The sequence below is a fragment of the Pseudoalteromonas simplex genome, assembly GCF_015278155.1.
Taxonomy (GTDB): Bacteria; Pseudomonadota; Gammaproteobacteria; order Enterobacterales; family Alteromonadaceae; genus Pseudoalteromonas; species Pseudoalteromonas simplex.
Genome location: NZ_JADILN010000010.1, coordinates 114,139 through 135,372 on the forward strand (window position 1 = coordinate 114,139; position 21,234 = coordinate 135,372).

General features: G+C 41.2%; 18 protein-coding genes and 10 tRNA genes. 15 read left to right on the forward strand and 13 right to left on the reverse strand.

Translation table 11 applies throughout. The annotated features are described in order from the left end of the window. Positions 1–86 precede the first annotated feature (86 nt). Positions 87–317, reverse strand: a complete 231-nt coding sequence (locus IRQ78_RS16700) for a DUF2789 domain-containing protein (protein ID WP_036969581.1) — start codon at positions 315–317, stop codon at positions 87–89. Positions 318–464: 147 nt separating this feature from the next. On the opposite strand from IRQ78_RS16700, the gene IRQ78_RS16705 reads away from it, so the two are divergent. Next, complete coding sequence (locus IRQ78_RS16705) at positions 465–1,112, forward strand: GNAT family N-acetyltransferase (protein WP_054563618.1); 648 nt, start codon at positions 465–467, stop codon at positions 1,110–1,112. A 676-nt stretch (positions 1,113–1,788) separates the two neighbouring features. On the opposite strand, the gene IRQ78_RS16710 is transcribed toward IRQ78_RS16705, so the two are convergent. After that, entirely contained in the window at positions 1,789–2,088 is a 300-nt protein-coding gene (locus IRQ78_RS16710) for a DUF3301 domain-containing protein (RefSeq protein WP_054553721.1), read from the reverse strand. Continuing rightward, a complete protein-coding gene (locus tag IRQ78_RS16715) occupies positions 2,089–3,117 on the reverse strand; it encodes a DUF3549 family protein (RefSeq protein ID WP_194442714.1) in 1,029 nt (342 codons plus the stop codon). It abuts the gene before it with no gap. A gap of 106 nt (positions 3,118–3,223) precedes the next feature. Between IRQ78_RS16715 and IRQ78_RS16720 the strand changes: the two genes are divergently transcribed. The 11 genes from IRQ78_RS16720 (at position 3,224) to msrB (ending at position 13,728) form a co-directional block, all read left to right on the forward strand. Further along, on the forward strand, positions 3,224–3,538 hold the full coding sequence (locus IRQ78_RS16720) for a YqcC family protein (protein WP_194442715.1): 315 nt from the start codon (positions 3,224–3,226) through the stop codon (positions 3,536–3,538). A 1-nt stretch (position 3,539) separates the two neighbouring features. Continuing rightward, positions 3,540–4,313, forward strand: coding sequence for a tRNA pseudouridine(65) synthase TruC (truC, locus tag IRQ78_RS16725; RefSeq protein ID WP_194442716.1), 774 nt, complete (start codon positions 3,540–3,542; stop codon positions 4,311–4,313). Beyond that, entirely contained in the window at positions 4,300–4,746 is a 447-nt protein-coding gene (locus IRQ78_RS16730) for a flavodoxin (RefSeq protein WP_166341487.1), read from the forward strand. Before truC ends, IRQ78_RS16730 begins: the two co-directional genes overlap by 14 nt. A gap of 117 nt (positions 4,747–4,863) precedes the next feature. Further along, positions 4,864–5,595 carry an RNA methyltransferase gene (locus IRQ78_RS16735; RefSeq protein WP_194442717.1) on the forward strand — a complete coding sequence of 244 codons (732 nt, stop codon included), beginning with the start codon at positions 4,864–4,866 and terminating at the stop codon, positions 5,593–5,595. Positions 5,596–5,655: 60 nt separating this feature from the next. Next, the gene (locus IRQ78_RS16740) at positions 5,656–9,054 is read left to right on the forward strand and encodes a chromosome segregation SMC family protein (RefSeq protein ID WP_194442718.1); all 3,399 of its coding nucleotides are present in this window, start codon (positions 5,656–5,658) and stop codon (positions 9,052–9,054) included. A gap of 33 nt (positions 9,055–9,087) precedes the next feature. After that, complete coding sequence (gene zipA, locus IRQ78_RS16745; RefSeq protein ID WP_194442719.1) at positions 9,088–9,816, forward strand: cell division protein ZipA; 729 nt, start codon at positions 9,088–9,090, stop codon at positions 9,814–9,816. A gap of 82 nt (positions 9,817–9,898) precedes the next feature. Next, positions 9,899–11,920, forward strand: a complete 2,022-nt coding sequence (gene ligA / locus IRQ78_RS16750) for an NAD-dependent DNA ligase LigA (protein WP_194442720.1) — start codon at positions 9,899–9,901, stop codon at positions 11,918–11,920. Continuing rightward, positions 11,913–12,257 carry a DUF3392 family protein gene (locus IRQ78_RS16755; RefSeq protein WP_054553712.1) on the forward strand — a complete coding sequence of 115 codons (345 nt, stop codon included), beginning with the start codon at positions 11,913–11,915 and terminating at the stop codon, positions 12,255–12,257. The genes ligA and IRQ78_RS16755 overlap by 8 nt, the downstream gene beginning before the upstream one ends. Then, the gene (locus IRQ78_RS16760) at positions 12,254–12,742 is read left to right on the forward strand and encodes a DUF2919 domain-containing protein (RefSeq protein WP_194442721.1); all 489 of its coding nucleotides are present in this window, start codon (positions 12,254–12,256) and stop codon (positions 12,740–12,742) included. The genes IRQ78_RS16755 and IRQ78_RS16760 overlap by 4 nt, the downstream gene beginning before the upstream one ends. A 9-nt stretch (positions 12,743–12,751) precedes the next feature. Then, positions 12,752–13,204 (forward strand): hypothetical protein, encoded by a 453-nt coding sequence (locus tag IRQ78_RS16765; RefSeq protein ID WP_054553710.1) that lies wholly within the window; start codon positions 12,752–12,754, stop codon positions 13,202–13,204. Between the two features lie 80 nt (positions 13,205–13,284). After that, complete coding sequence (msrB, locus tag IRQ78_RS16770) at positions 13,285–13,728, forward strand: peptide-methionine (R)-S-oxide reductase MsrB (protein ID WP_054553709.1); 444 nt, start codon at positions 13,285–13,287, stop codon at positions 13,726–13,728. 18 nt (positions 13,729–13,746) lie between these two features. On the opposite strand, the gene IRQ78_RS16775 is transcribed toward msrB, so the two are convergent. From IRQ78_RS16775 to IRQ78_RS16820, 10 genes are all read right to left on the reverse strand, one after another. Beyond that, the gene (locus tag IRQ78_RS16775; RefSeq protein WP_194442722.1) at positions 13,747–15,696 is read right to left on the reverse strand and encodes an ATP-binding protein; all 1,950 of its coding nucleotides are present in this window, start codon (positions 15,694–15,696) and stop codon (positions 13,747–13,749) included. Then, complete coding sequence (locus tag IRQ78_RS16780) at positions 15,693–17,054, reverse strand: extracellular solute-binding protein (protein WP_138599981.1); 1,362 nt, start codon at positions 17,052–17,054, stop codon at positions 15,693–15,695. Before IRQ78_RS16780 ends, IRQ78_RS16775 begins: the two co-directional genes overlap by 4 nt. Before the next feature lie 21 nt (positions 17,055–17,075). Then, complete coding sequence (locus IRQ78_RS16785) at positions 17,076–18,710, reverse strand: response regulator (protein ID WP_166341475.1); 1,635 nt, start codon at positions 18,708–18,710, stop codon at positions 17,076–17,078. A gap of 517 nt (positions 18,711–19,227) precedes the next feature. Further along, positions 19,228–19,303: transfer RNA gene (locus tag IRQ78_RS16790), tRNA-Val, on the reverse strand. Positions 19,304–19,405: 102 nt separating this feature from the next. Continuing rightward, positions 19,406–19,481, reverse strand: a tRNA-Val gene (locus tag IRQ78_RS16795). A 52-nt stretch (positions 19,482–19,533) separates the two neighbouring features. Beyond that, positions 19,534–19,609: transfer RNA gene (locus tag IRQ78_RS16800), tRNA-Val, on the reverse strand. A 43-nt stretch (positions 19,610–19,652) separates the two neighbouring features. Continuing rightward, positions 19,653–19,728: transfer RNA gene (locus tag IRQ78_RS16805), tRNA-Val, on the reverse strand. 37 nt (positions 19,729–19,765) lie between these two features. Next, positions 19,766–19,841, reverse strand: a tRNA-Val gene (locus tag IRQ78_RS16810). 26 nt (positions 19,842–19,867) lie between these two features. Then, a tRNA-Val gene (locus IRQ78_RS16815) sits at positions 19,868–19,943 on the reverse strand. Between the two features lie 36 nt (positions 19,944–19,979). Continuing rightward, positions 19,980–20,055, reverse strand: a tRNA-Val gene (locus IRQ78_RS16820). A gap of 641 nt (positions 20,056–20,696) precedes the next feature. Here IRQ78_RS16820 and IRQ78_RS16825 point away from each other — a divergent pair. The 3 genes from IRQ78_RS16825 (at position 20,697) to IRQ78_RS16835 (ending at position 21,093) form a co-directional block, all read left to right on the forward strand. Next, positions 20,697–20,772, forward strand: a tRNA-Ala gene (locus tag IRQ78_RS16825). A 39-nt stretch (positions 20,773–20,811) separates the two neighbouring features. Then, positions 20,812–20,887 (forward strand) — tRNA-Glu (locus IRQ78_RS16830). A gap of 130 nt (positions 20,888–21,017) precedes the next feature. Then, positions 21,018–21,093 (forward strand) — tRNA-Glu (locus tag IRQ78_RS16835). Positions 21,094–21,234: the final 141 nt, after the last annotated feature.

Sequence of the window (21,234 nt, forward strand, 5' to 3'; positions counted from 1 at the left end):
AGCAATAATAGATGTGGAGTGAAATTACTTTCCTAATTAACGAGCTAAAAGAATGTTATTTAAGCTTGTTAATTAGCTCGCAGGCGTTACTGGCGTAACCTTGCGTCTAATTCATCAATCACCTCGCTCCAAGCACCATCTTCTGCAAGTGATTCTGCTAAAAAGTGTTGCTGAGCTTCATCCCAAAAAGGCGCTTCCTGCAATAGGGTTGTATCAGACAGTTGATGAGATGCTATAAAAGCATCTATTTCACTTTCTTTGCTCGGTAAACCAAGTTGTGCAAATAGGGTCGAAATATCATGTTTTGTCGTATCCATAGTTCTGCTCCTTGTGTATGGCGATAATTATTACTGCTTGAACTTAATGATGATGAACCGCAGTTTAACTTACGCTGAATTTGTCTTTAATCACCGTTGGGTATATACCTTATAGTCTAGTACGAAAATAATAAAACAAATAAAAGGATGAGTATTTTGACAGTTGCTGAACCCGAAACCTTAAGTGTGCAATACCTGAGTGCTGAAGATATCAGCACTGCCGCAAGCCTTATTTATCAAGCCTATCATGATGATCCCGTTCTTCAGAATGTATTAGGTTTTCAACAAGATAACCCAAGTAAATATGAAACTAAATTACGTGCTTTAGTACGTGAAGAGCTAGCAAGTTTCTGGCAAGAAAAACAGCCTCTAATAGGTCTTTACTCCCAAAGTAGATTAAAAGCCATTGCCTGTGTATTTGATTCGGCAAGTGAACTACAAGCTGAGCGATACTGGCATTGGCGCTTAAAACTGATGCTCAGTGCAGGTTACTTGCAAACCAATCAGCTTATAGAAAAAGAGCGTACTATTCGCGAAGCGCTTTCAAGCAAAGGCCATTATCTGTTTTTAGCCTTTATAGCCGTTGACCCACATTTTCAGGGGCAAGGTTTAGGCAGATATCTGCTACGAGGGCTTGATGATTTAGTTGAGTCAAGCAATCAAGCAAGTGGTTTAGCTGTATTTGTTACCCGCTCTGAACAGCGTGAATTCTTTAGCTCTGAAGGGTTTGAGGTGTTCAAAGCCTTGAGCTTTAACCAAGTTGAAGGTGACTTGATGTTCAAAGCTGCAAATTAAGCAAAGGACGTTTTGGAAATAGCAATGTGCGATAAGTCTCACATTGCTGTGCGTTTTATCAGTTTAATGCCTTTAAATTTGTACCTATAATTGCTTATTGTAATGATTTTAAAGGATTTATTGTTTTTGTCATTTTTGTGACTTAGAAAAAATTACTTTTTATGCCTACCAAGATATCCGCATTTCTCTAAACTTAATCATGTCAAGAAGACGCAGGTTCAATGAATGAACTGATGCCAAGGATTAGGATTATGGCAACAAAGCAAGATGCTTAGCAGGAAGCAAAGGGACAAGAGCTAGGGAAGCAAGGAAGAACGAGGACGCTGCCAGGATGCAGTACAATCGCGGAGCGATTGAAAAGGACTGACCAAAGGATGATTTTAGCAGGAAGCTAAAGGAGCGTTTGGAAAACGAAGTGGATAGCCATTGACGGCAAGAGGACGGCACTAGGATGTGTTAAATGTTACATGAAGTAGCATGGTGGGTGTATCGGATGTATACCCGTTCAGGGGAAAGATAAAAAGGCAGCTTCGGCATAAGTAAGGATACTTAATCATGGAAGTAGCAAGATTGGGGCGTGGCTATTAGCTACGCCTTAGTTCTTTGTGGAGATTACACTTCTCGCACTTGCAATTATTCTTGTATAACTCGCAACTCGCAACTCGCAACTCGCAACTTAAATCTTATGTGGCGGTATTACGACACTTTTAAGTAATTCATTTTCCATGATCAAAACGCCTTGATACACGTTTTGTCCATCACTTGAAAACTCAAAAATAAATTCGCTTTTGATACCTGGTTTGCCGCTTTTTAAAATACCAAGTCGGCGTTTATTGCAAGCAACACTCATCAATTGCACATTTAATTGCTCAATTTGTCTTTGTGCATGAAGATTAGCTGCTTCGGCTACTTTTCTGTTTAACCAAAAAAAGTAGATGATGCTGCCAATGATGATGAGTGTCCACAAGCCTGCCATTTACGAGAATAACCTTCCAATTGCGCGAGCGAGAGTTTCGCTACGATTTTCTTTTCTTAATAAACCTAGTAGGTGAGGGCGAATACTAGGAATTGCAACTAAATCGGTGAAAATACTCACAAACAGTTGTTCAATTTCAGTGTGGTGTGCACAGCAATCCATAAACACGTGTAAGCGTTCTGGGTCTTCAAGTGTGCTAAAACAGCGCCCCGCAATCGTTAATAGTACATCTGACTGGGTGTTCATATCAGAGCGTAATACAGCATCTACAAGTTGCGCAGTTAAACCTTGTGCTGGTGTTTTTGATAAGCTTCTGAGGGCTGCTACAAGGGCGATGTCGTCTTTATGCTCTATGGCGTTTAAACCATAGGCTAACAATTGTTCTGCAAACACAGGTTCGATTGCAACATGTTCAAGCATTGCACTAAGCGGCTGTAATACTTCGACTGGTAATTGCCCCCAAGCGGCTTGTAGATTTGCTAAATTGTTGTCGTTATCTAAACGCATCGCAAAGTCTGCAATACCTTGTACTGCAACACTTTGCCAATTATCAAATCCCAGTTTGCCTGAAAAATACAGCTGCGCATATTCGTAATACTGTGAAGCACTTTGTTTAAGTAAGCATTTAACCTGTGCATTAAATGCCGCTAGCTTGTTGGCGTTTGGCGTAAATACATACGGGTTGTTGTCTAATTTGCCTTCGGCATTTTCACCGGTAATTTCTGTACCAAGCGCTTCAATTACCATGTTTGCGAAATGATCGCGGCTTGCGCTTACAAGACGGCTTTGCTCATCTAGTGGGAATTTTAAAAACCATACATAAGGTTCTTTAGACGCTTTTACATCCCAAAATTGAATAGCAAGCCAAGCATGACCTGCAAGCGGGTATGGGTAAGGGATTTTTGTTTCTTCAATGGCAAGAAATTGTTTTTTGTCTAATTTCGTGATGTGTCTGCCAATATCGAAGGCACGCCAAGTGGTACCTGCTGCATCCAGAAGTTGCCCTAAGGTGGCGATCTGCTCAGTCATAAAATCTCAATTACCGTTTTTAATCTATATCAGCCGCGAATTATACGCCATACCATGGCGCCTTGGAACAGGGTATACTAAGCACAAAGGTATTAAGAGTTTTACAATGCATCAACAGACTTTGGCGCTGCTGCGCGAATTAAAATCCACATTACAACGCCATTCACTTTGGCAAACAACACCGATTGACCCAAGTGCACTCAATTCTAGTGTACCGTTTTGTCATGACACCATGGCTTTTGAGCAATGGCTGCAATTTGTTTTTCTTGAAAAAATGCATACCCTCATTGCACATGCCCAGCCTTTACCCCGTAATTTTGCAATTGCGCCTATGGCTGAAATAATGCTGGCACAACACAGCGGCGGTAATGATGTGATTAACGTTTTACAAAAACTCGATCAACTTTTGAGTGATGACTAAGATGCAAGAGAGTGTTAAGCCACAATTTGATGAGTTAACGATTCTGTACCGCGATGAAAATTACATTGCGATTGACAAACCATCTGGTTTATTGGTTCACCGTTCGTTTTTAGACAAACACGAAACCCAATTTGCGATGCAAATGCTGCGTGACCAAATTGGTCAACACGTGTTTCCTGTACATCGTTTAGATAGACCAACGTCAGGCGTATTACTGTTTGCGTTAAGTTCAGAGGCAGCCCGTGATATGAATCAGTTATTTATTGATGGGCAAATTGAAAAGCGTTATTTAGCTTTAGTAAGAGGCTTTTTAAACGAATCAATCTTCTTAGATAAACCTTTAAAAGAAGAGCTTGATAAAATCGCCGACAAGTTTGCTGATCAAAATAAAGCACCGCAAGAAGCACAAACGCAATTTCATTGTTTGCACCAAGCAAGCTTGCCTATTCCAATTGGTAAATACCCAACAGTTCGTTACTCGCTGGTGGAATGTTTTCCAAAAACTGGCCGCAAACATCAAATTCGTCGTCATTTAAAGCATTTATCATTGCCAATTATTGGTGATGTAAATCATGGTGATAATCAGCATAATCAATTTTTTAGAGAGCATTTTCAGCTTCGTCGTTTAATGTTATTTGCCTCTGAATTAAAGTTTGTGCACCCTTATAGCAAGCAAGCAATAACAATTAGAGCGCCTTTAGGCGATGCAATGTTAACGATTTGCCAGCAACTTGGCTGGCCAACAGAAGAAAAGGATTATTATGGCAACCATTAGTATTTTTGTCGGCAGTGTTTACGGCGGTGCTGAGCGTTTAAGCGAACAAGTTATTGAAGTTATTGAAAAGTCAGAGCATCAAGCGAAATTAGTTGAAAATGGCACGGTTGATGACATGCTGGCTGCGTCACATATTTTAGTGATCACTTCAACGACGGGTCAGGGCGATATTCCTGATAACTTAATCGCTTTATATAGCCAATTAAATGATCAATTCCCACTGTTAACAGGCAAGCAATACGGCATTATTGCTATGGGCGATCGTAGTTATGGCGATACGTTTTGTGGTGCAGGTCGCAGTTTTGATGAGCTGTTTCGCGATTTACAGGCAAAACCTGTTGGTCATCGTTTAGAAATTGATGCCTGTGAAGATTTTGAGCCTTGGCCTGTTACTGAGCCATGGTTAAATGAGTGGCTGACGAAAATTAGTTAATGCCTCTTATTGGCAAGTGTCTCTTAAAAGTGCTGATTGAATAAGCAATTGGCACTTTCCCCTTGGTTTTTCGAGTACAGAATCTGATATACTAAACCATCATTTTATGAGGCTGTTATGATTTCAAAAAACCAACTGAAACTAATTCGTGCATTAGGTCAAAAGAAATACCGTAAGCAATACAATCAGTACCTTGTTCAAGGCGAAAAAAATGTACTTGAATTACTAAACAGTGGTTTAAGTATTGCTCATATTTTTGCGACCCCAGCATTTATTTCTGCGCATCAAACAGCGCTTGCAGCCCATCAAGTCATTGAAGCAGATGAAGACAGCCTAACTAAAGCCAGTACACTTGTTAGTAACAACGCCGCAATTGCTGTTGTTGATATGCCAAGTCAGCAAGCATTACCCACATCAGGGCTTATTTTAGCCCTTGATGGCGTGTCGGATCCGGGGAATTTGGGCACGATTATTCGTGTTGCTGATTGGTATGGTATTAAGCATATTGTTACCAGCACAGACAGTGCGGATGCTTATAATCCGAAAACTATTAGCGCAACCATGGGTTCATTTGCTCGCGTGTGTGTCTCACAAACTGATTTAACCAGTTACTTACCTAGTTTAAACCTTCCTGTGTATGGCGCATTTTTAGAAGGTGAGAACATTCACAAAACTGCTCTTAAGCAAGATGCCGTATTACTAATGGGCAGTGAATCCCATGGTATTCGTGCTGATTGCGAAAGCTTAGTTACTGATAAAATCACTATTCCGGCTTATGGCCAAGCAGAATCGCTTAATGTAGCAATGGCAACGGGTATTATTTTAGATAATTTTAAGCGCCACGCTTAACCTTTTACCCTAAAATGGGTTAAATTGAAGAATAACAATAAAAATCGGTAAAACAATTAGATGCGCTTAAGCACCATAAAATTAGCGGGTTTCAAATCGTTTGTTGAACCCACTAAGATCCCATTCCCTGATCAGATGACGTGTGTTGTCGGCCCGAACGGCTGTGGCAAATCAAATGTCATTGATGCAGTGCGTTGGGTGCTAGGTGAAAGCTCAGCTAAAAACTTACGTGGCGATGCCATGACCGATGTTATTTTTAACGGCTCAACTAATCGAAAGCCAATTTCACAAGCCTCTGTTGAGTTGGTGTTTGATAACACCAGTGGTCATTTACCGAATACCTTTGCTGATCGAAACCAAGTGGCGATCAAACGCTTAGTGACTCGAGATGGCCAGTCAATTTATTTTCTAAATGGCAGCAAATGCCGTAAGCGTGATATTACCGACATCTTTTTAGGCACAGGTCTTGGCCCGCGCAGTTATGCGATTATTGAGCAGGGCATGATATCGCGTTTAATAGAGAGCAAACCGGCTGATTTACGTGTTTTTTTAGAAGAAGCAGCGGGGGTTTCAAAATATAAAGAGCGTCGTCGTGAAACGCAAACCCGCATTAAAAGTACCCGCGAAAACCTTGAACGTTTGCTTGATGTAAGGCAAGAGTTGCAAACACAGCTCGATAAGCTTGCAGTGCAATCAGTCGATGCAAAAAAATACCGAGAGCTAAAAGCCACTGAGCGCACTTTAAAAGGGCAAATTGCGGTTTTAAAGTGGCAGAAGTTACACCAACAACAAATCGATAAAGCTGAGCAAATCAATAAACTTAAAGAGCAAATTCAGTTCTTTAGAGAAGCGCACTCTGGCCACGATGATGTTTTAGCAAGTCTTGAAAATCAGGTGCAACTTGAGCAGCAAAAACTGCAAGACGCCCAGCAGGCTCAGCATCAAACTCATACAGAGTTAACCCGCAAAGAACAGCAACAGATAAGTTTAAAGCAGCAACAGCAAACACTTAGCCAAAACCTTATCAAACAGCAACAACTGCAGTTACAAAATAAAGAGTTGCAAGAAGAGCAACACGCTTCAGCCGCCATTTTACAAGAGCAGCTACAAGAAGCGATTGAGCAAAGTTTACTGTGCGCTGAGCAAGTTGCAGAGGTTGAAGAGCAAGTTGCTCTACAGCAGCAACAAACGCAAAGCGCCAATGAGCAATATCAAAGTACCTTACAGAAAAGCCAAGCTCATAGCAGTGATATTAATGTTGCAAAGAATCAACAGGCTCACTTTGCCCAGACTGTTGCGCAACTTGAGTCTCAGCAGACACAACTTGCCGCTGAAATTAGTGAACTCGAAGCGACCCCAGTTGCAGCGCAAATTACAGAGCAACAACAGCATATTCAAACACTGACGAAGGAGCTTGCGCAGCAACAAAGTGCGCTAAATAAACTCACTCAAAACCTAGAACAAGCGGATAAAGAACAACAGCACTTAGAGCAGGATTTAAAGCGGGTTCAGCAGCACAGCAATGAAAATAGAGCCAGCATAGCTGCGCTTAATTCTGTGTTATCAGAGCAAACCGATAGCGAAAGTGTCTCTCTATTGGCGCAGTTAAAGGTGGCTTCTGGCTTTGAGCCACTAATTGAACAAGCCCTACTTGGCCTTGAGCATCTAAAGGTCAGTCAACATAAAGAGCCTAACAGTGTTTGGCCTGCATCTGATGATGAGTTACCAAAAGAGTCATTAGCTAATTATATCGAATCGGGTGCTTACCCTGACTTATTAGCCCGCTTTGCATTTCAACCTTGTTTTGATGACGCTATTTTGGCGGATCCATATTGGCTGGCTGTGATTGATGAAGAAGGCTGTATGCATGGTCGTAACTTTCATACCGATGCTAATAAAGACGCCGACAATTCTTTGCTTTTAAAGCATGCTCAGCTTAGTGATGCACAGCAGTTAGATGAAGAACTCAACGAGCAATTAGAAACTAAGCAGCAATTGCTAAATGAGCATCTAGCTCACAAGAAAACGCTTATCGCCGATAAAGAGCAATACAGAGAGCGAATTCACCAAGCGGCTCAGCAGATTGCATCTGCCAGCACTCGACGCGATATGCTATTAGAGCAGCAAACCCAGTGGCAAAACCAGCTTGTTAAGTTACAACAGCGTCAAACCTTACTGGCTGAACAAAAGCAAAATGCTGACGAACAGCAACAAACGCAGCAGTGTTTACTTGAGCAATTGTTAGAGCAGCAATTAGAACTTGAAACTGAGTTAGAGCAAGCAAAACACCAACAAGGTGAGGCAAATAACCGCTATCGCCAAGTGGCTTCTATGCTTGAGCAAAATAAAACGCAAGCCCATCAAGCTAATTTGACTGAACAAAAAGCTCGCAGTGAGTGTCAACTTAGCGAAACCAAACTTCAGCATGCAAATGCCGCCCAAAGTGCTGCCAGTGAAGCTGTATTAGAGCTCAACGAGCAACTAGAAGAGCTAGTGATCCCGCTTGAAGAAGTAGCAGAGCAGATTATGCTATTGCTTGAAAAGCATCAACAAAGTGACGTTGAGCTGAAAAACTTGCAAGCGGCCTTGAGTCAAGCTAAAAAGGAGCTTGCTGATAAGCAAACAGCACTGAAATCATCGCAATCTGAGTTGGTGACGTTACAAGAGCAGTTGCAAGCACTGGCGCTGGATGAGCAAAGTTTAATTGTGAAGGCGCAAGCTGCGTTAGAGCCACTTGAAGAACTGGAACAAAATTTAAAAACAGTACTTGAAGAACTGCCTGACAATGCCAATTTAAATAGCATGCAAACGAGGCTTACAAAAACCACGCAAGCATTAAATGAACTTGGCGCGGTGAACTTAGCGGCAATAGATGAGTTTGAGCAGGCTAAACAGCGCAGCGATTATTTAAATCAGCAGCTTGATGACTTAACACAAGCATTAAATACCCTTGAAGGGGCGATTCAAAAAATCGACCGAGAAACAAAAAATCGTTTCAAGGCGACCTTTGAACAAGTAAATACAGACTTTGGGGAGTTATTCCCAAAAGTGTTTGGTGGCGGTAGTGCTTACCTTGAATTGACCAGTGATGATCTACTTGAAAGTGGGGTGAGCATCATGGCAAGGCCACCAGGCAAGAAAAATTCGACAATTCACCTGCTTAGTGGTGGAGAAAAAGCGCTGACCGCATTATCATTGGTGTTTTCAATATTCAGGCTCAATCCAGCTCCATTCTGTATGCTAGATGAAGTGGATGCGCCATTGGATGATGCGAACGTGGGTCGTTTTTGCCGTTTGGTAGAAGAGATGTCACAATCAGTACAATTTATTTATATCAGTCATAACAAGATTGCTATGGAAATGGCAGGCAGATTGACCGGTGTAACTATGGCGGAACCAGGTGTATCACGTATGGTCGCTGTAGATATAGAACAAGCTGTGCAAATGGCACATGCATAAAATTTAGGCATATCAAATAATAAAGGTGAGGGGATGGCCGAAGAATTAAGATGGGCTTTAATCGTAATCAGTGTATTTGTCATTGGTGGTTTATTAATTCACGGCTTATGGTCGGTGCGTAAAAAGGACAGCCCAGATACGCCTTCAGTTGAACGGGTTGAACCGAACGAAACAACCAGCGAGGTTCAAGAGCCTGCAACTGCAAAACCGCAAGAACGTGATGAGCCAGAGTTTGGTGATTTAAGCTTTTCAGCAGAAAGTCACGACGAACCAGCTGTTTCAGAACAGGTTGTTGAAGAGCCTGAAGCTAAGCAACAAGAAGCTGAAGAAGAACCTGCTGATGCACAAGCTCCAACCGATTTCATTATTGTGCATTTACAAATGCCAGAAGGTTTAACAATGGATGGCAGCCAATTATTGCCAGCTGTTAATATGTTAGGCTTTAAGTATTCTGAAGAAGGTTTCTTTAACCGTCATTTAGACCCAGCTGGCACAGGCCCGGTGTTATTCCGTTTAGTGAATATGTACAACCCAGGCACGTTCGATATTGATAATATGGAACAGTTTAGTACGGCAGGTGTTAGCTTATTTATGACCTTACCATGTGATGGCGACGGTCTAAGTGCATTCAACATGTTGCACAGTGCAGCTAAAAAGCTAGCCGATGAATTTGGTGCAACGATTTTAGATAGCAACCGTGAAGAAATGACGGTTGAAAGCGTTCGTGAGTATGTTGAGAAAGTTCGTAGTTTTTCAGCATAATCGCACACACCGAGTATAAGTATTAGGCCACTTGGCGTTAAGTCGTCGAAGTGGCTTTTTTATGTAGATTTTTGAGGTTTTCATGTCCAGCCCTATCTTTGAGCAAATTAGCCAACTTCGTGCCCAGTTAGAAGAGCATAACCATAATTATTATGTGCTGGATGCACCGAGCATTCCTGATGCTGAATATGACCGTTTAATGCGCGAATTAAGCGCCCTTGAGCAAGCTAATCCTGAGTTTCAAAGCCCAGACTCACCAAGCCAAAAAGTCGGTGGTGCTGCACTTGATAAGTTTGAGCAAGTTACTCACCAAGTGCCCATGCTGTCACTTGATAATGCGTTTTCAGAAGAAGAGTTTGCCGCCTTTAACCGCCGTATCAAAGAGCGTTTAATGGACAACAAGGAGCTGACTTTTTGTTGTGAGCCAAAGCTTGATGGTTTAGCGGTATCAATTATTTACCGTGATGGGGTTTTAGTTCAAGCAGCTACCCGTGGCGATGGCATGGTAGGTGAAAACATCACCCAAAACGTGAAAACAATTCGTAATGTGCCGCTTAAGTTACGTGGCGATGACTTTCCAGCAGAGCTTGAAGTGCGCGGTGAAGTATTTATGGACAGCGCTGGTTTTGTCAAACTAAACAGTGAAGCCGAAAAACGTGGCGACAAAGTCTTTGTTAACCCGCGTAATGCTGCGGCTGGTAGCTTACGACAGCTTGATTCTAAAGTAACAGCAAAACGTCCACTGATGTTTTATGCCTACAGCACTGGGCTTGTTGCCGATGGGCAGTTACCAGAAGATCACTATCAACAACTGGCTAAACTGACCGATTGGGGTTTACCACTTTGCCCAGAAACAAAACTGGTTGAAGGCCAGCAAGCTGCACTTGATTATTACCAAGATATATTGACGCGTCGAAGTAGCCTTGCCTACGAAATTGACGGTGTGGTAATAAAAGTTAACGACAAAAAACACCAAGAGCGTTTAGGCTTTGTGGCACGTGCGCCGCGCTGGGCAATTGCTTTTAAATTCCCTGCGCAAGAAGAAATCACCCAATTACTTGATGTTGAGTTTCAGGTAGGGCGCACTGGCGCAATTACCCCTGTAGCACGATTAGAGCCGGTATTTGTGGGGGGCGTAACGGTATCTAACGCAACGCTGCATAATGGTGATGAAATTGCCCGTTTAGGCGTTAAAATTGGCGATACCGTGATTATTCGCCGTGCGGGTGATGTTATTCCGCAAATTACCCAAGTTGTCCTTGAGCGTCGCCCTGACGATGCGAAAGACATTGAATTCCCTGCTACCTGCCCAATTTGTGACTCACATGTGGAGCGCATTGAAGGTGAAGCGGTTGCCCGCTGTACCGGTGGTTTAGTGTGCCAAGCGCAGCGCAAGCAAGCAATTAAACATTTTGCGTCACGTAAAGCCCTTGATGTTGATGGTTTAGGCGACAAAATTGTTGATCAACTCGTTGACCGTGAACTGATCAAAACACCTGCTGATTTATTTATCCTTAAACAAGGGCATTTTGAATCACTAGAGCGAATGGGTCCAAAGTCTGCTAAGAACTTAGTTAATGCGCTGCAAGATGCTAAGCAAACAACCTTAGCTAAATTCCTATACTCGTTAGGTATTCGCGAAGTGGGTGAAGCAACCGCGCAAAACTTAGCAAACCACTTTTTAACACTAGAAAAAATCACTCAAGCAAGCGTTGATGCGTTAACTGAAGTAAGCGACGTGGGTGAGATCGTTGCCAAGCATGTACGTGGCTTCTTTAGCGAAGAGCACAATATGGCAGTTGTAAATGCGTTAGTTGAGCAAGGTATTCACTGGCCAGAATTAACCGCGCCAAGTGCCGATGCGCAGTCATTAGCGGGCTTAACTTACGTGCTGACTGGCACATTAAGCGAGCTTAACCGTAATGATGCAAAAGCGCGTTTACAAGCGTTAGGTGCAAAAGTATCGGGTAGTGTATCGGCGAAAACAGATGCGCTGATTGCAGGTGAAAAAGCGGGCTCAAAATTAACCAAAGCACAAGACCTAGGCATTGATGTGTTAACTGAGGCTGATCTTATTGCGCTTTTAAGTGAGCACAATGGATAGTCTATTGCAGGCACTGTCGTCAGTTGCTTTAACAATCGGCAGCTGGCTGCAACCACACCTTTACAATATTTCATTACTGCTGGTGGTGTGCTTTTTATCCTTGTATGCAAACGACATTATTAAAGTGACCAAGCGCTTTGTCGCGCGTCGTCACTTTATTATACGCGTGCTTTGTTTTGTGCTGGTCACAGGGTTTGGTATGGGCTTACTTGTGGTGTTTGTAACTCCATTTTTAAGTAAGTTGCTAATGCTACTCGGTGTTAAATGGCTGGCGCTTACACTTACAGCTGCGTTTTTGGTACTCGGCATCATTGCTGATAAGAAGAACCAAATATGAATCGCTACGGGCCAGAATACTGGGATAAACATGGCACTTATCGAACCCCAGTAGCGTTTCATTTAACTTTGTTAGTATTGTTACGCAGTTACTTTATATGGATTATGGCGGCGCTCAGCCGTCGCCCTGATTTAGATATCATGTCGCTGTTTTTTAAGTCGAAAAGCGATTTCTTTACAGCCATTGCTATAGCAGCAATCGCCTTATTACCGGCGGTGATCTTTTGTTTACGCCGACCTCAAGAAAATGCTGAAAGTGCAAAACGTCTCGCGTCTATATGGCGCTTTATGCGCTGGCCATTAATTTTGTGTGCCATCACAGATTTAAGTTGGTTAACCTATCAGGCTGCGCACAGTCATTATCAGTTTTCGTTTTTTTTAGCCTGTCAAATGGTACTGGTGTTATGGGTACTGTTATATTTATTAAAAAGCAGATATCTGTCGGTCTTTTTTAATGATTGGCCAGATCCAATTGAAAAAAAGTAGGGCTGCAATATGTTGGCAATTAATAAGCTTTTAGCAAAAATTTCACTCACTATCGCGCTGGTATTAATTGCTTTATGGGTATTTACGCCACTTTGGCACAGTGCTGCATTTTCGTTGTTTGTGATGTTATGGGGCTTTATTACGTTATCAAGCTTATATCGAGTGACTCCGTTATTTGTAGCGCGTAACCCCATTACGGATTTACTAAAGCGTGATGTAAATCAGCTAGCACTGATTAGTCTGGCTGGTTTATTCGATTTTAAACGCAAAGCTGAGTTTGTTTTAATTGGCCAAATTAAGCAGATTGAAATCGGCGAAGGTATAATCCATGTAACGGATGTCAACGACCAGCAAATAACTGCAGTATTGAGTGTTGCTAGCAGCCAAATTAATAGCCATTTAGTACAGCTACTTTCTGAGCGTGAACGTGCACAAATAGATATCCGGCTGCAAACACATTAATCACTAGACGCATGCTGCTTGCCCTTAGTAGGGCTTGTGATGTACTGTGCAACTGTTGTATTCAACCCTGAGGGAGCACTATGTTAACTTGGCAAGATATTTTAGAGTTTGCCCATAACGGCAACCCAACACCTCCACGTCGAGTCGAAAAATCGCCATCTGAATGGCAAGCTGAGCTCGAACAAGATGCATTCTATGTTACCCGCTTAAAAGGCACCGAACGTCCTCACAGCTCTGATTCATGTACGATATTTGAACCTGGTCAATATGCGTGTGTATGTTGTGACAACTTACTATTTGACGGTGATGAAAAGTTCGATAGTGGCACCGGCTGGCCGTCATTTACTCAGCCAAGCAGTGTTGAAAGCATTGCCTATATCGCGGACTCTAGCCATGGTATGCAGCGTATTGAAGCAGTTTGTAATGTTTGCGACGCACATTTAGGACATGTATTCCCCGATGGCCCGCCGCCAAGTGGTTTACGCTATTGCATGAATGCCATAGCGATGAAAAAACGCGACTAATGCGTGTTTAACCCATACTTAATCTAGGTACTGGGCAATGATGAAAATAAGGTGCTCACGGTGAATTGGCTTACTAATTATGTAGTCTGTCAAAATACTGGATTGCGCCTTATCGTCTTTTAATACCGATGCTGTAACCGCAATGATTGGAATATGCTTAAAGCGATCATCACTACGAATTAGCTGACTTGCTTCTAATCCACCCATCACTGGCATCTTTAGATCCATAATGATCAGATCAGGTTGGTTCTCTTCTACCTTTTTCAAGGCCTCTTCACCGTTTATTGCTGTATCTATTGTAAAGCTCCAGCGTGATAGAAATGACTCCAAGTACTCTCGGTTGTATGGAATATCATCAACTATCAATATACGAGCTGGATTAAAATGATAACTAGAAATAGCAGGGTAATTTCGATGTTTAACCTCTGTTTTTGATTCGGCAAATTCTATATTTGGTAGCAATACAATAAACTCGCTACCTTTATCTTTTTCACTAATTACAGATAGTTCACCACCCATCAATTTTATAAAGCGATGAGATATAGCTAAACCGAGCCCAGTGCCACCAAATTCAGAACTGCGTTGCCCTTGAACTTGCTCAAAATCATTAAAAATCAGCGCTTGTTGATCGGTTGGGATCCCCTTGCCAGTATCTTTGACATGAATTTTTATATTAAAGTGGCCATCATTTTCACGTTCTTCAAAGTCAAAGTGAACTTTAACGCTACCATGTGAGGTAAATTTAATCGCATTACTGATCAAGTTTGTCAGTACCTGTCGAACTTTATTGCTATCAAGTAAAACAGGGGTTTTAAATTCAGGGTGTGAAGTGATCTGTAAATCTAGATCCTTTTGAGCGCTGAGCTGCAAAAACATCATACTTAGTTCATGGCACATCGTCGGAATTTCGACCCTTTCCATGTCCAGCTGCATTTTTCCTGCATCAATTTTAGATAAATCAAGAATATCATTGAGGACGTTTAGCAGAGAGCTGCCAGAGATCGAAATGGCTTCTAAATAGCGGCGTTTATTTTTATCAGTTTCACTGTCTTGGAGTAATTGGCTGAAGCCTAATACTGCATTAAGCGGTGTTCTTAGCTCATGTGACATATTCGCTAAGAACCTGCTCTTAGCTTGGTTTGACTGCTCGGCTTGCTCTTTGGCATCCAAGTATTCTTGAGTTCGTTTTGCAACGGTTTCTTCTAATTGACTATGTTGCTCATGCATGCTGTTTATTTGTTGTCTTACTGCAGCACGCATCATTTTAAAACCACTGGCAAGAGTGCCAATTTCATCACGACTTTTAATATTTATTGGGCAATTTAGATCGCCAGTGGTAACTGCATGCGAAAACTCAACTAATTGCTCAATAGGCTGTAAAATAATTCGGCGTATAATGATATAAGCAATGAGTAATGCAGTAAGTAAGTAAATTGCGAACAGTGATACAGCATTGCTGATAATTGATTTAGTTTTTAATGTTAAATCAATATCTGAAAAACTAACAATAACATAGCCAATATTTTCATCTTGGGCGTTATTGATTGGAACTGCTACAGCATATTGTTGATCTAAAGTGATGATAGAATTTTGTTTTGGATTGAGCTGCTTTATTATCGTTTGATTTGTTTCTAAGGTATCGACTTTGCTGTAATCAGGGTGAGCGGCAATAAAGTTATTCTGATCGATAAAGTAGATTGTCTTTAAATCATCAAATGTATTATTTGCCAGAATACCTTTAAGAGTGATGCCTTGAATTTTTAAAACCCAACTACCTACTGTATTGTCTTTTGTAAGGGTCTTTATCTCTGAGAGCATAGGTGAAACGATGGCATTAGCTTTTTCACTCATATTCAGCAAGGTTTGCTCTTTTAACTCAATAACATGTAAAGTTGTACTTACCCCTAAAATCAACGTAATAGTAAACCCAATAATGAGTAGGATTTTATGAGCAATACTGACTCTCATTGTTTATTTTCACTCCTTGTCTGTAATGCCCGCATATTAACATTAATTTTTGCATCAGTAGCTTTTATTGATTGCTTTATGTCTGCTCCATAAAAAATTTGACTAAATGTTTGCGATATAAGCTCACCGACAACTGGAAACTCAACCATCCCAGCTTGCAAACGGTCAGGAGTAGCATGCTCAAATACCCATAACATGGCTTTATTAAAGCCTGGTTTGTTTACGAGAGTAAATAGTTTCTCGTGCCACACCTTTTGTCTTGGCGGTGAGCCGCCTGTACTTAATAATGCCGCTGTTTGCTCACTGGTTGCCCACTGAATAAATAACCACGCTGCTTTTTTTTGATTTGATTGGTTATTAATTGCGAATGCCCAAGACCAAGGAGATGTTTCACGGGCGACTGGACCGGCTGGTAACGGTGCGGCTTCCCATTTATTCCAAATATCTGATTCTTCAGCGGTATCTATTTCATTATAAAAATGAGAGGCTAAAAACGCCGAAGCAAGTTGACCTTCTTTAAATAGTCGACGAATTTCATAAAAGTGCAGCAAGCGACTGTTATCAGGATTGCCGAATCCCGTTACAAGGTCTCGGTATGCTTGCAGACTTTGCGCTGTTTGAGGGCTATCAAAAACAGACTGACCTTGCGCGTCAATTACTTCTGCACCATAAGCACGCATAATGGGTAACACTGTCCAAGTGTTTAATCCTGCACCTGGCAGAGTTCGGGAGGCAAATGCGTGCATGCCATTTAAAGATGGGGTGCGGTCAATTGCCTTTTGAAGCTTAATTTTAGTCTCTTGTAGTTGCTCGTACGTGTCGGGTACCGCTAAGTTAAAGTGCTCGAACAGATCTTTACGATAAAAATAAATCGGTGCAGAAAAATCAAATGGTAACGAGTATAAAGCGCCATTGATTTTACAAAGGGCCAAGCTACGTTCGCTAATATCTTCTAACTGATACCAAGCTTTGTCTGTGAGTTTTGGGTTATCAATATAGGGTTGTAGGGGATCTATCCAACCTCGACTTTGTGCTTCACCTAAAAAGGTTATACCCATTGGCAGCACATCATAGAGGCCTGTATGCATACTTAAATCTTGGTGGCGACGAACACGCATTTGAGATTGTTCTAAGGCATGAAAACCTACAGATATCCCTGTTAACTCTTCAAATAGAGGGATATATGGTTTTAGGGCCAAAAATGCAGGCTGCTCATCTGCTAATATGTTGATATGTGTACCAGACTCACTTTGCCAGTTTATTTTGGCTTGCTGCCAATATTGCAACATTGCAGAAGCTGAACAAATAGGGCTTGTAATTATGAAAGATGCAATAAGGAGATGCTTTATTAATTTCAAAAAGATGCTCCACGAAGAGGGTTATTCAGAAAGCTTGATATTTAACTTGGCAGCTTGTGCTTTTATTTTATCAAACCTCATAGCTTGTTCATCTTCTAAAGACTGAGACGCTAAGAGGGTGTAGCACTTTCTTGCAAGCATTAAGTTGAAAGACTGCCCTTGACTGTTTGTGTCAAATAAACACTGTAGCAGATTTAACGCAATACTGGCATTTTTAGGCATAATTCTAAATGCTTGTGTGAATGCCTCAAGCGCAGTATTGAGCTGGCCTTTATTAAACTGCGTTACAGCGTGGTTATTGAGCTCTTTCGGGCCAAGCTTAATATCACGTCGCTCAGTTTGCTGTTGTTGAATATAACGTAAATACACCGGATCGCTTACTGACGGGTGGCGTTCACAGTGAGTTATTATTTGGTTAAACAGCATCTGTGCTTTATGGTGAAAACCAAGCTCATGAAACGCTTTCGCTTTATCGAGCGCTCCATCTACAGAACGAATCTGAGTGTCACTTTCATCAAGTTGATTGATAAGTGCTTTAGCTTTTTGATGTTCATCTTTTAAATAATGTAAACGTGCGTTAAGAACATCAATTTGTGTTTGATTATTACTATTCGGAAATTGTTTTTTTAAATCACTCAAATATTGATTTGTTTGTCTTGAAATGCGATTAACTTGATCGGTTTGATCCGTCGTTAAGGCAAAATCAATCCCTGCACGAGCCGCATTTAGGTACACATCAGGGTTGTCGTGAATTGAGTGTTTAGCATAACTAGCTATATCTTTTTGGGTTAAATAATTTTTCTCGTAGTCATGATTAAGTAATGAAACATGGCTAAGCGTTTTTTGCCTCTCGATATTGCGAGGTGCAATTTCAACAGCTTGGCTGAAAAAAAGCTGTGCATCATCAAATTTATTGAGCTTTATCTCTAACTTTCCGAGTAAATCCAGAGCTACTAAGCGTGTTTCACTCCTTTGTAGCATAGTCCTCAACATTCTATGAGCGAGAGTATGCTCATTATTTGCAATTAAAGCTTCCACTAAACCAACTTTTGCCCATGTAAATTTTTGAATATCGAGCACAGATTTGAAAAATGCTTTGGCTTGTTCATTTCTGTTTAAACGAAGTAGGGCATCGCCTTTTAATCTCAATAAAATCGCACTGTAACTATTCGATTTGTTTTGTAGTAATTGATCAATGCTCTTTATAGCTTTTGAGTCGTTTTCATCATCAATCAACTGGTATATATTTTTTAGATGATGCTTTCGCAATAAAACTTTTTCAATTCTATTTTTTAAGTCGTAAATAGTAAAAGGTTTAACAAGAAAGTCATCCGGCTGCAGCTCTAAAACACTATGAACCAAAGAACCACTGGTTTCTGCAGATATAAATATAAAACCTGTGGAGTTTTTAATTAGGCGTTTAACTTTAAGTTCTTCATAAAGCTGATAGCCATCCTGGTGTTTACTTAGATTAAAAGAACAAACAATGAGATCAAACTGTTCTATTTGACACTGTTCTTTGGCTGCAATAGCGTGTTCTGCAAATCGCAACTGACGAAACCCCAATCCCTCTAGAGACTGCTTCATATAGCTTTGAGCAAGTGCTTGCTCTTCGACTATTAATATTTTGGCTTTCGAAAAAATCTTTGCGGGCATTAGACTTGCGACCGAGTATTGTTAACAGTGACTATAATAAACAGTCTAGCTGCTGACAAGGCAAATTACAGCTTTTGCAACGATTTAAAGTTTAGCTTTGGGCTATATCAATAAAGTGAGAAGTGATGAGTAATAGACTTTAGAAGTTAGATAKTAGAAGTTAGATAGTAGAAGTTAGATAGTAGAAGTTAGATAGTAGAAGTTAGATAGTAGAAGTTAGATAGTAGAAGTTAGATAGTAGAAGTTAGATAGTAGAAGTTAGATAGTAGAAGTTAGATAGTAGAAGTTAGATAGTAGAAGAGCGGTTGTTATATGTGGTGGGTCGTACTGGACTTGAATCATCAAGCCTGTGTTTTGTAAAGAGAGGAGATGCTTTTGAAAACTAGATATAAAATAAGGAGGTTTTATATGTGGTGGGTCGTACTGAACTTGAACCATCGAGCCTGTGTTTTGTAAAGGGTGGCGATGCTTTTTAATTTAGAAATAAAAATGAAGTATTTAATGAAGTGTTTATATGTGGTGGGTCGTACTGGACTTGAACCAGTGACCCTCGCCTTGTAAGGGCGATGCTCTCCCAACTGAGCTAACGACCCACATATAAATTTTTTGAAGATTAAATGGTTGGTCTTACTGAACTTAACCACCGAGCCTTTTCGTTGTAAAGAGTTGCGATGCTCTTTGCTTCAAAAAGTAAATGGTGGGTCGTACTGGACTTGAACCAGTGACCCTCGCCTTGTAAGGGCGATGCTCTCCCAACTGAGCTAACGACCCATATAATCTTTTTCTTCGCTACCATTTTTAACTTTTTGCTTTAAAAAGTAAATGGTGGGTCGTACTGGACTTGAACCAGTGACCCTCGCCTTGTAAGGGCGATGCTCTCCCAACTGAGCTAACGACCCGCGAAGAATAATCTAAATGAAAACACCATCAAAGTTTATTTAATGGTGGGTCGTACTGGACTTGAACCAGTGACCCTCGCCTTGTAAGGGCGATGCTCTCCCAACTGAGCTAACGACCCATTTAGATTTTTGTAATATGAACACCACTTTAAAAAATGGTGGGTCGTACTGGACTTGAACCAGTGACCCTCGCCTTGTAAGGGCGATGCTCTCCCAACTGAGCTAACGACCCATATTACATACAGCAAATTTTCTTAATGGTGGGTCGTACTGGACTTGAACCAGTGACCCTCGCCTTGTAAGGGCGATGCTCTCCCAACTGAGCTAACGACCCATTAAGAATTTAGATATGAACACCATTAGGGAATAATGGTGGGTCGTACTGGACTTGAACCAGTGACCCTCGCCTTGTAAGGGCGATGCTCTCCCAACTGAGCTAACGACCCATATCTAAAACAACTCATTGCTGCGTTGTTGTGGGGCGCTATTATAGATAGAGTTGTAAATGTGTCAACACTTGAATGAGTAAAAATGTGTTAGATGCAGCTTTTATAAACAATGACATGGCATTTAAGCATTTTTTGGCGAACAAATATGCAATTTACATTCATAAGCTTATATTCAGAGCTTGATCTATAGCTATATGTCAGTGTAAATCATTCTAAAATGATATGAATACAGCAAATCTTTTAAACGGTTTTTCATATCAATAAATTTGCATCAGTTAATTGCACTCTACTTAGCACTATTAAAAACAAAGCAGGGTAGGGTGAAGTCGTTTTATTAAAACTTTAGGTAATGAATTTTATTTTGCATATAAATGTATACCTTTTTAAGGGAGTAAATTAAAAAAGCAAAGAGCCTTTGATAACAAACCAGCAATGAAATTAGCCCAAAATAACTAATTTGATAGCACTTTGTATAAAATACCTCCGCAACGGATTGATATTTAGTCAGCTTGTTGAAATTTAAATCATTTAAATAAACTTAGATAAAAAACTGTTGACTTTATTTGGGGGGCTGCATAGAATGCGCCCCGCACTCAGCGATACACAACCAATATTAATTGGTGGTGTGTATGCAAGTCGGGGCTATAGCTCAGCTGGGAGAGCGCTTCGCTGGCAGCGAAGAGGTCTGCGGTTCGATCCCGCATAGCTCCACCAGATTTGCATAGTGTTTGTCCTAGGGTTGCAGTTTTCTGCGTCCCCATCGTCTAGAGGCCTAGGACACCGCCCTTTCACGGCGGTAACAGGGGTTCGAATCCCCTTGGGGACGCCACTTACTTTAAGTAAGTGAGCAATTGCCAAGAAAATAAATATGTTAGTCTCGAGTACTTACATGTTATTTTAGTAACCTTAACTCCGATATGAGTAAAACTATCATTTAATGTCCTAGTGACACACACTGTGTCCCCATCGTCTAGAGGCCTAGGACACCGCCCTTTCACGGCGGTAACAGGGGTTCGAATCCCCTTGGGGACGCCACTTACTTTAAGTGATGTGTTATTAAAAGCTCGTCTGAATCGAGTCTAACTATTCAGTTGTCCTAGTGACACATTTTGTGTCCCCATCGTCTAGAGGCCTAGGACACCGCCCTTTCACGGCGGTAACAGGGGTTCGAATCCC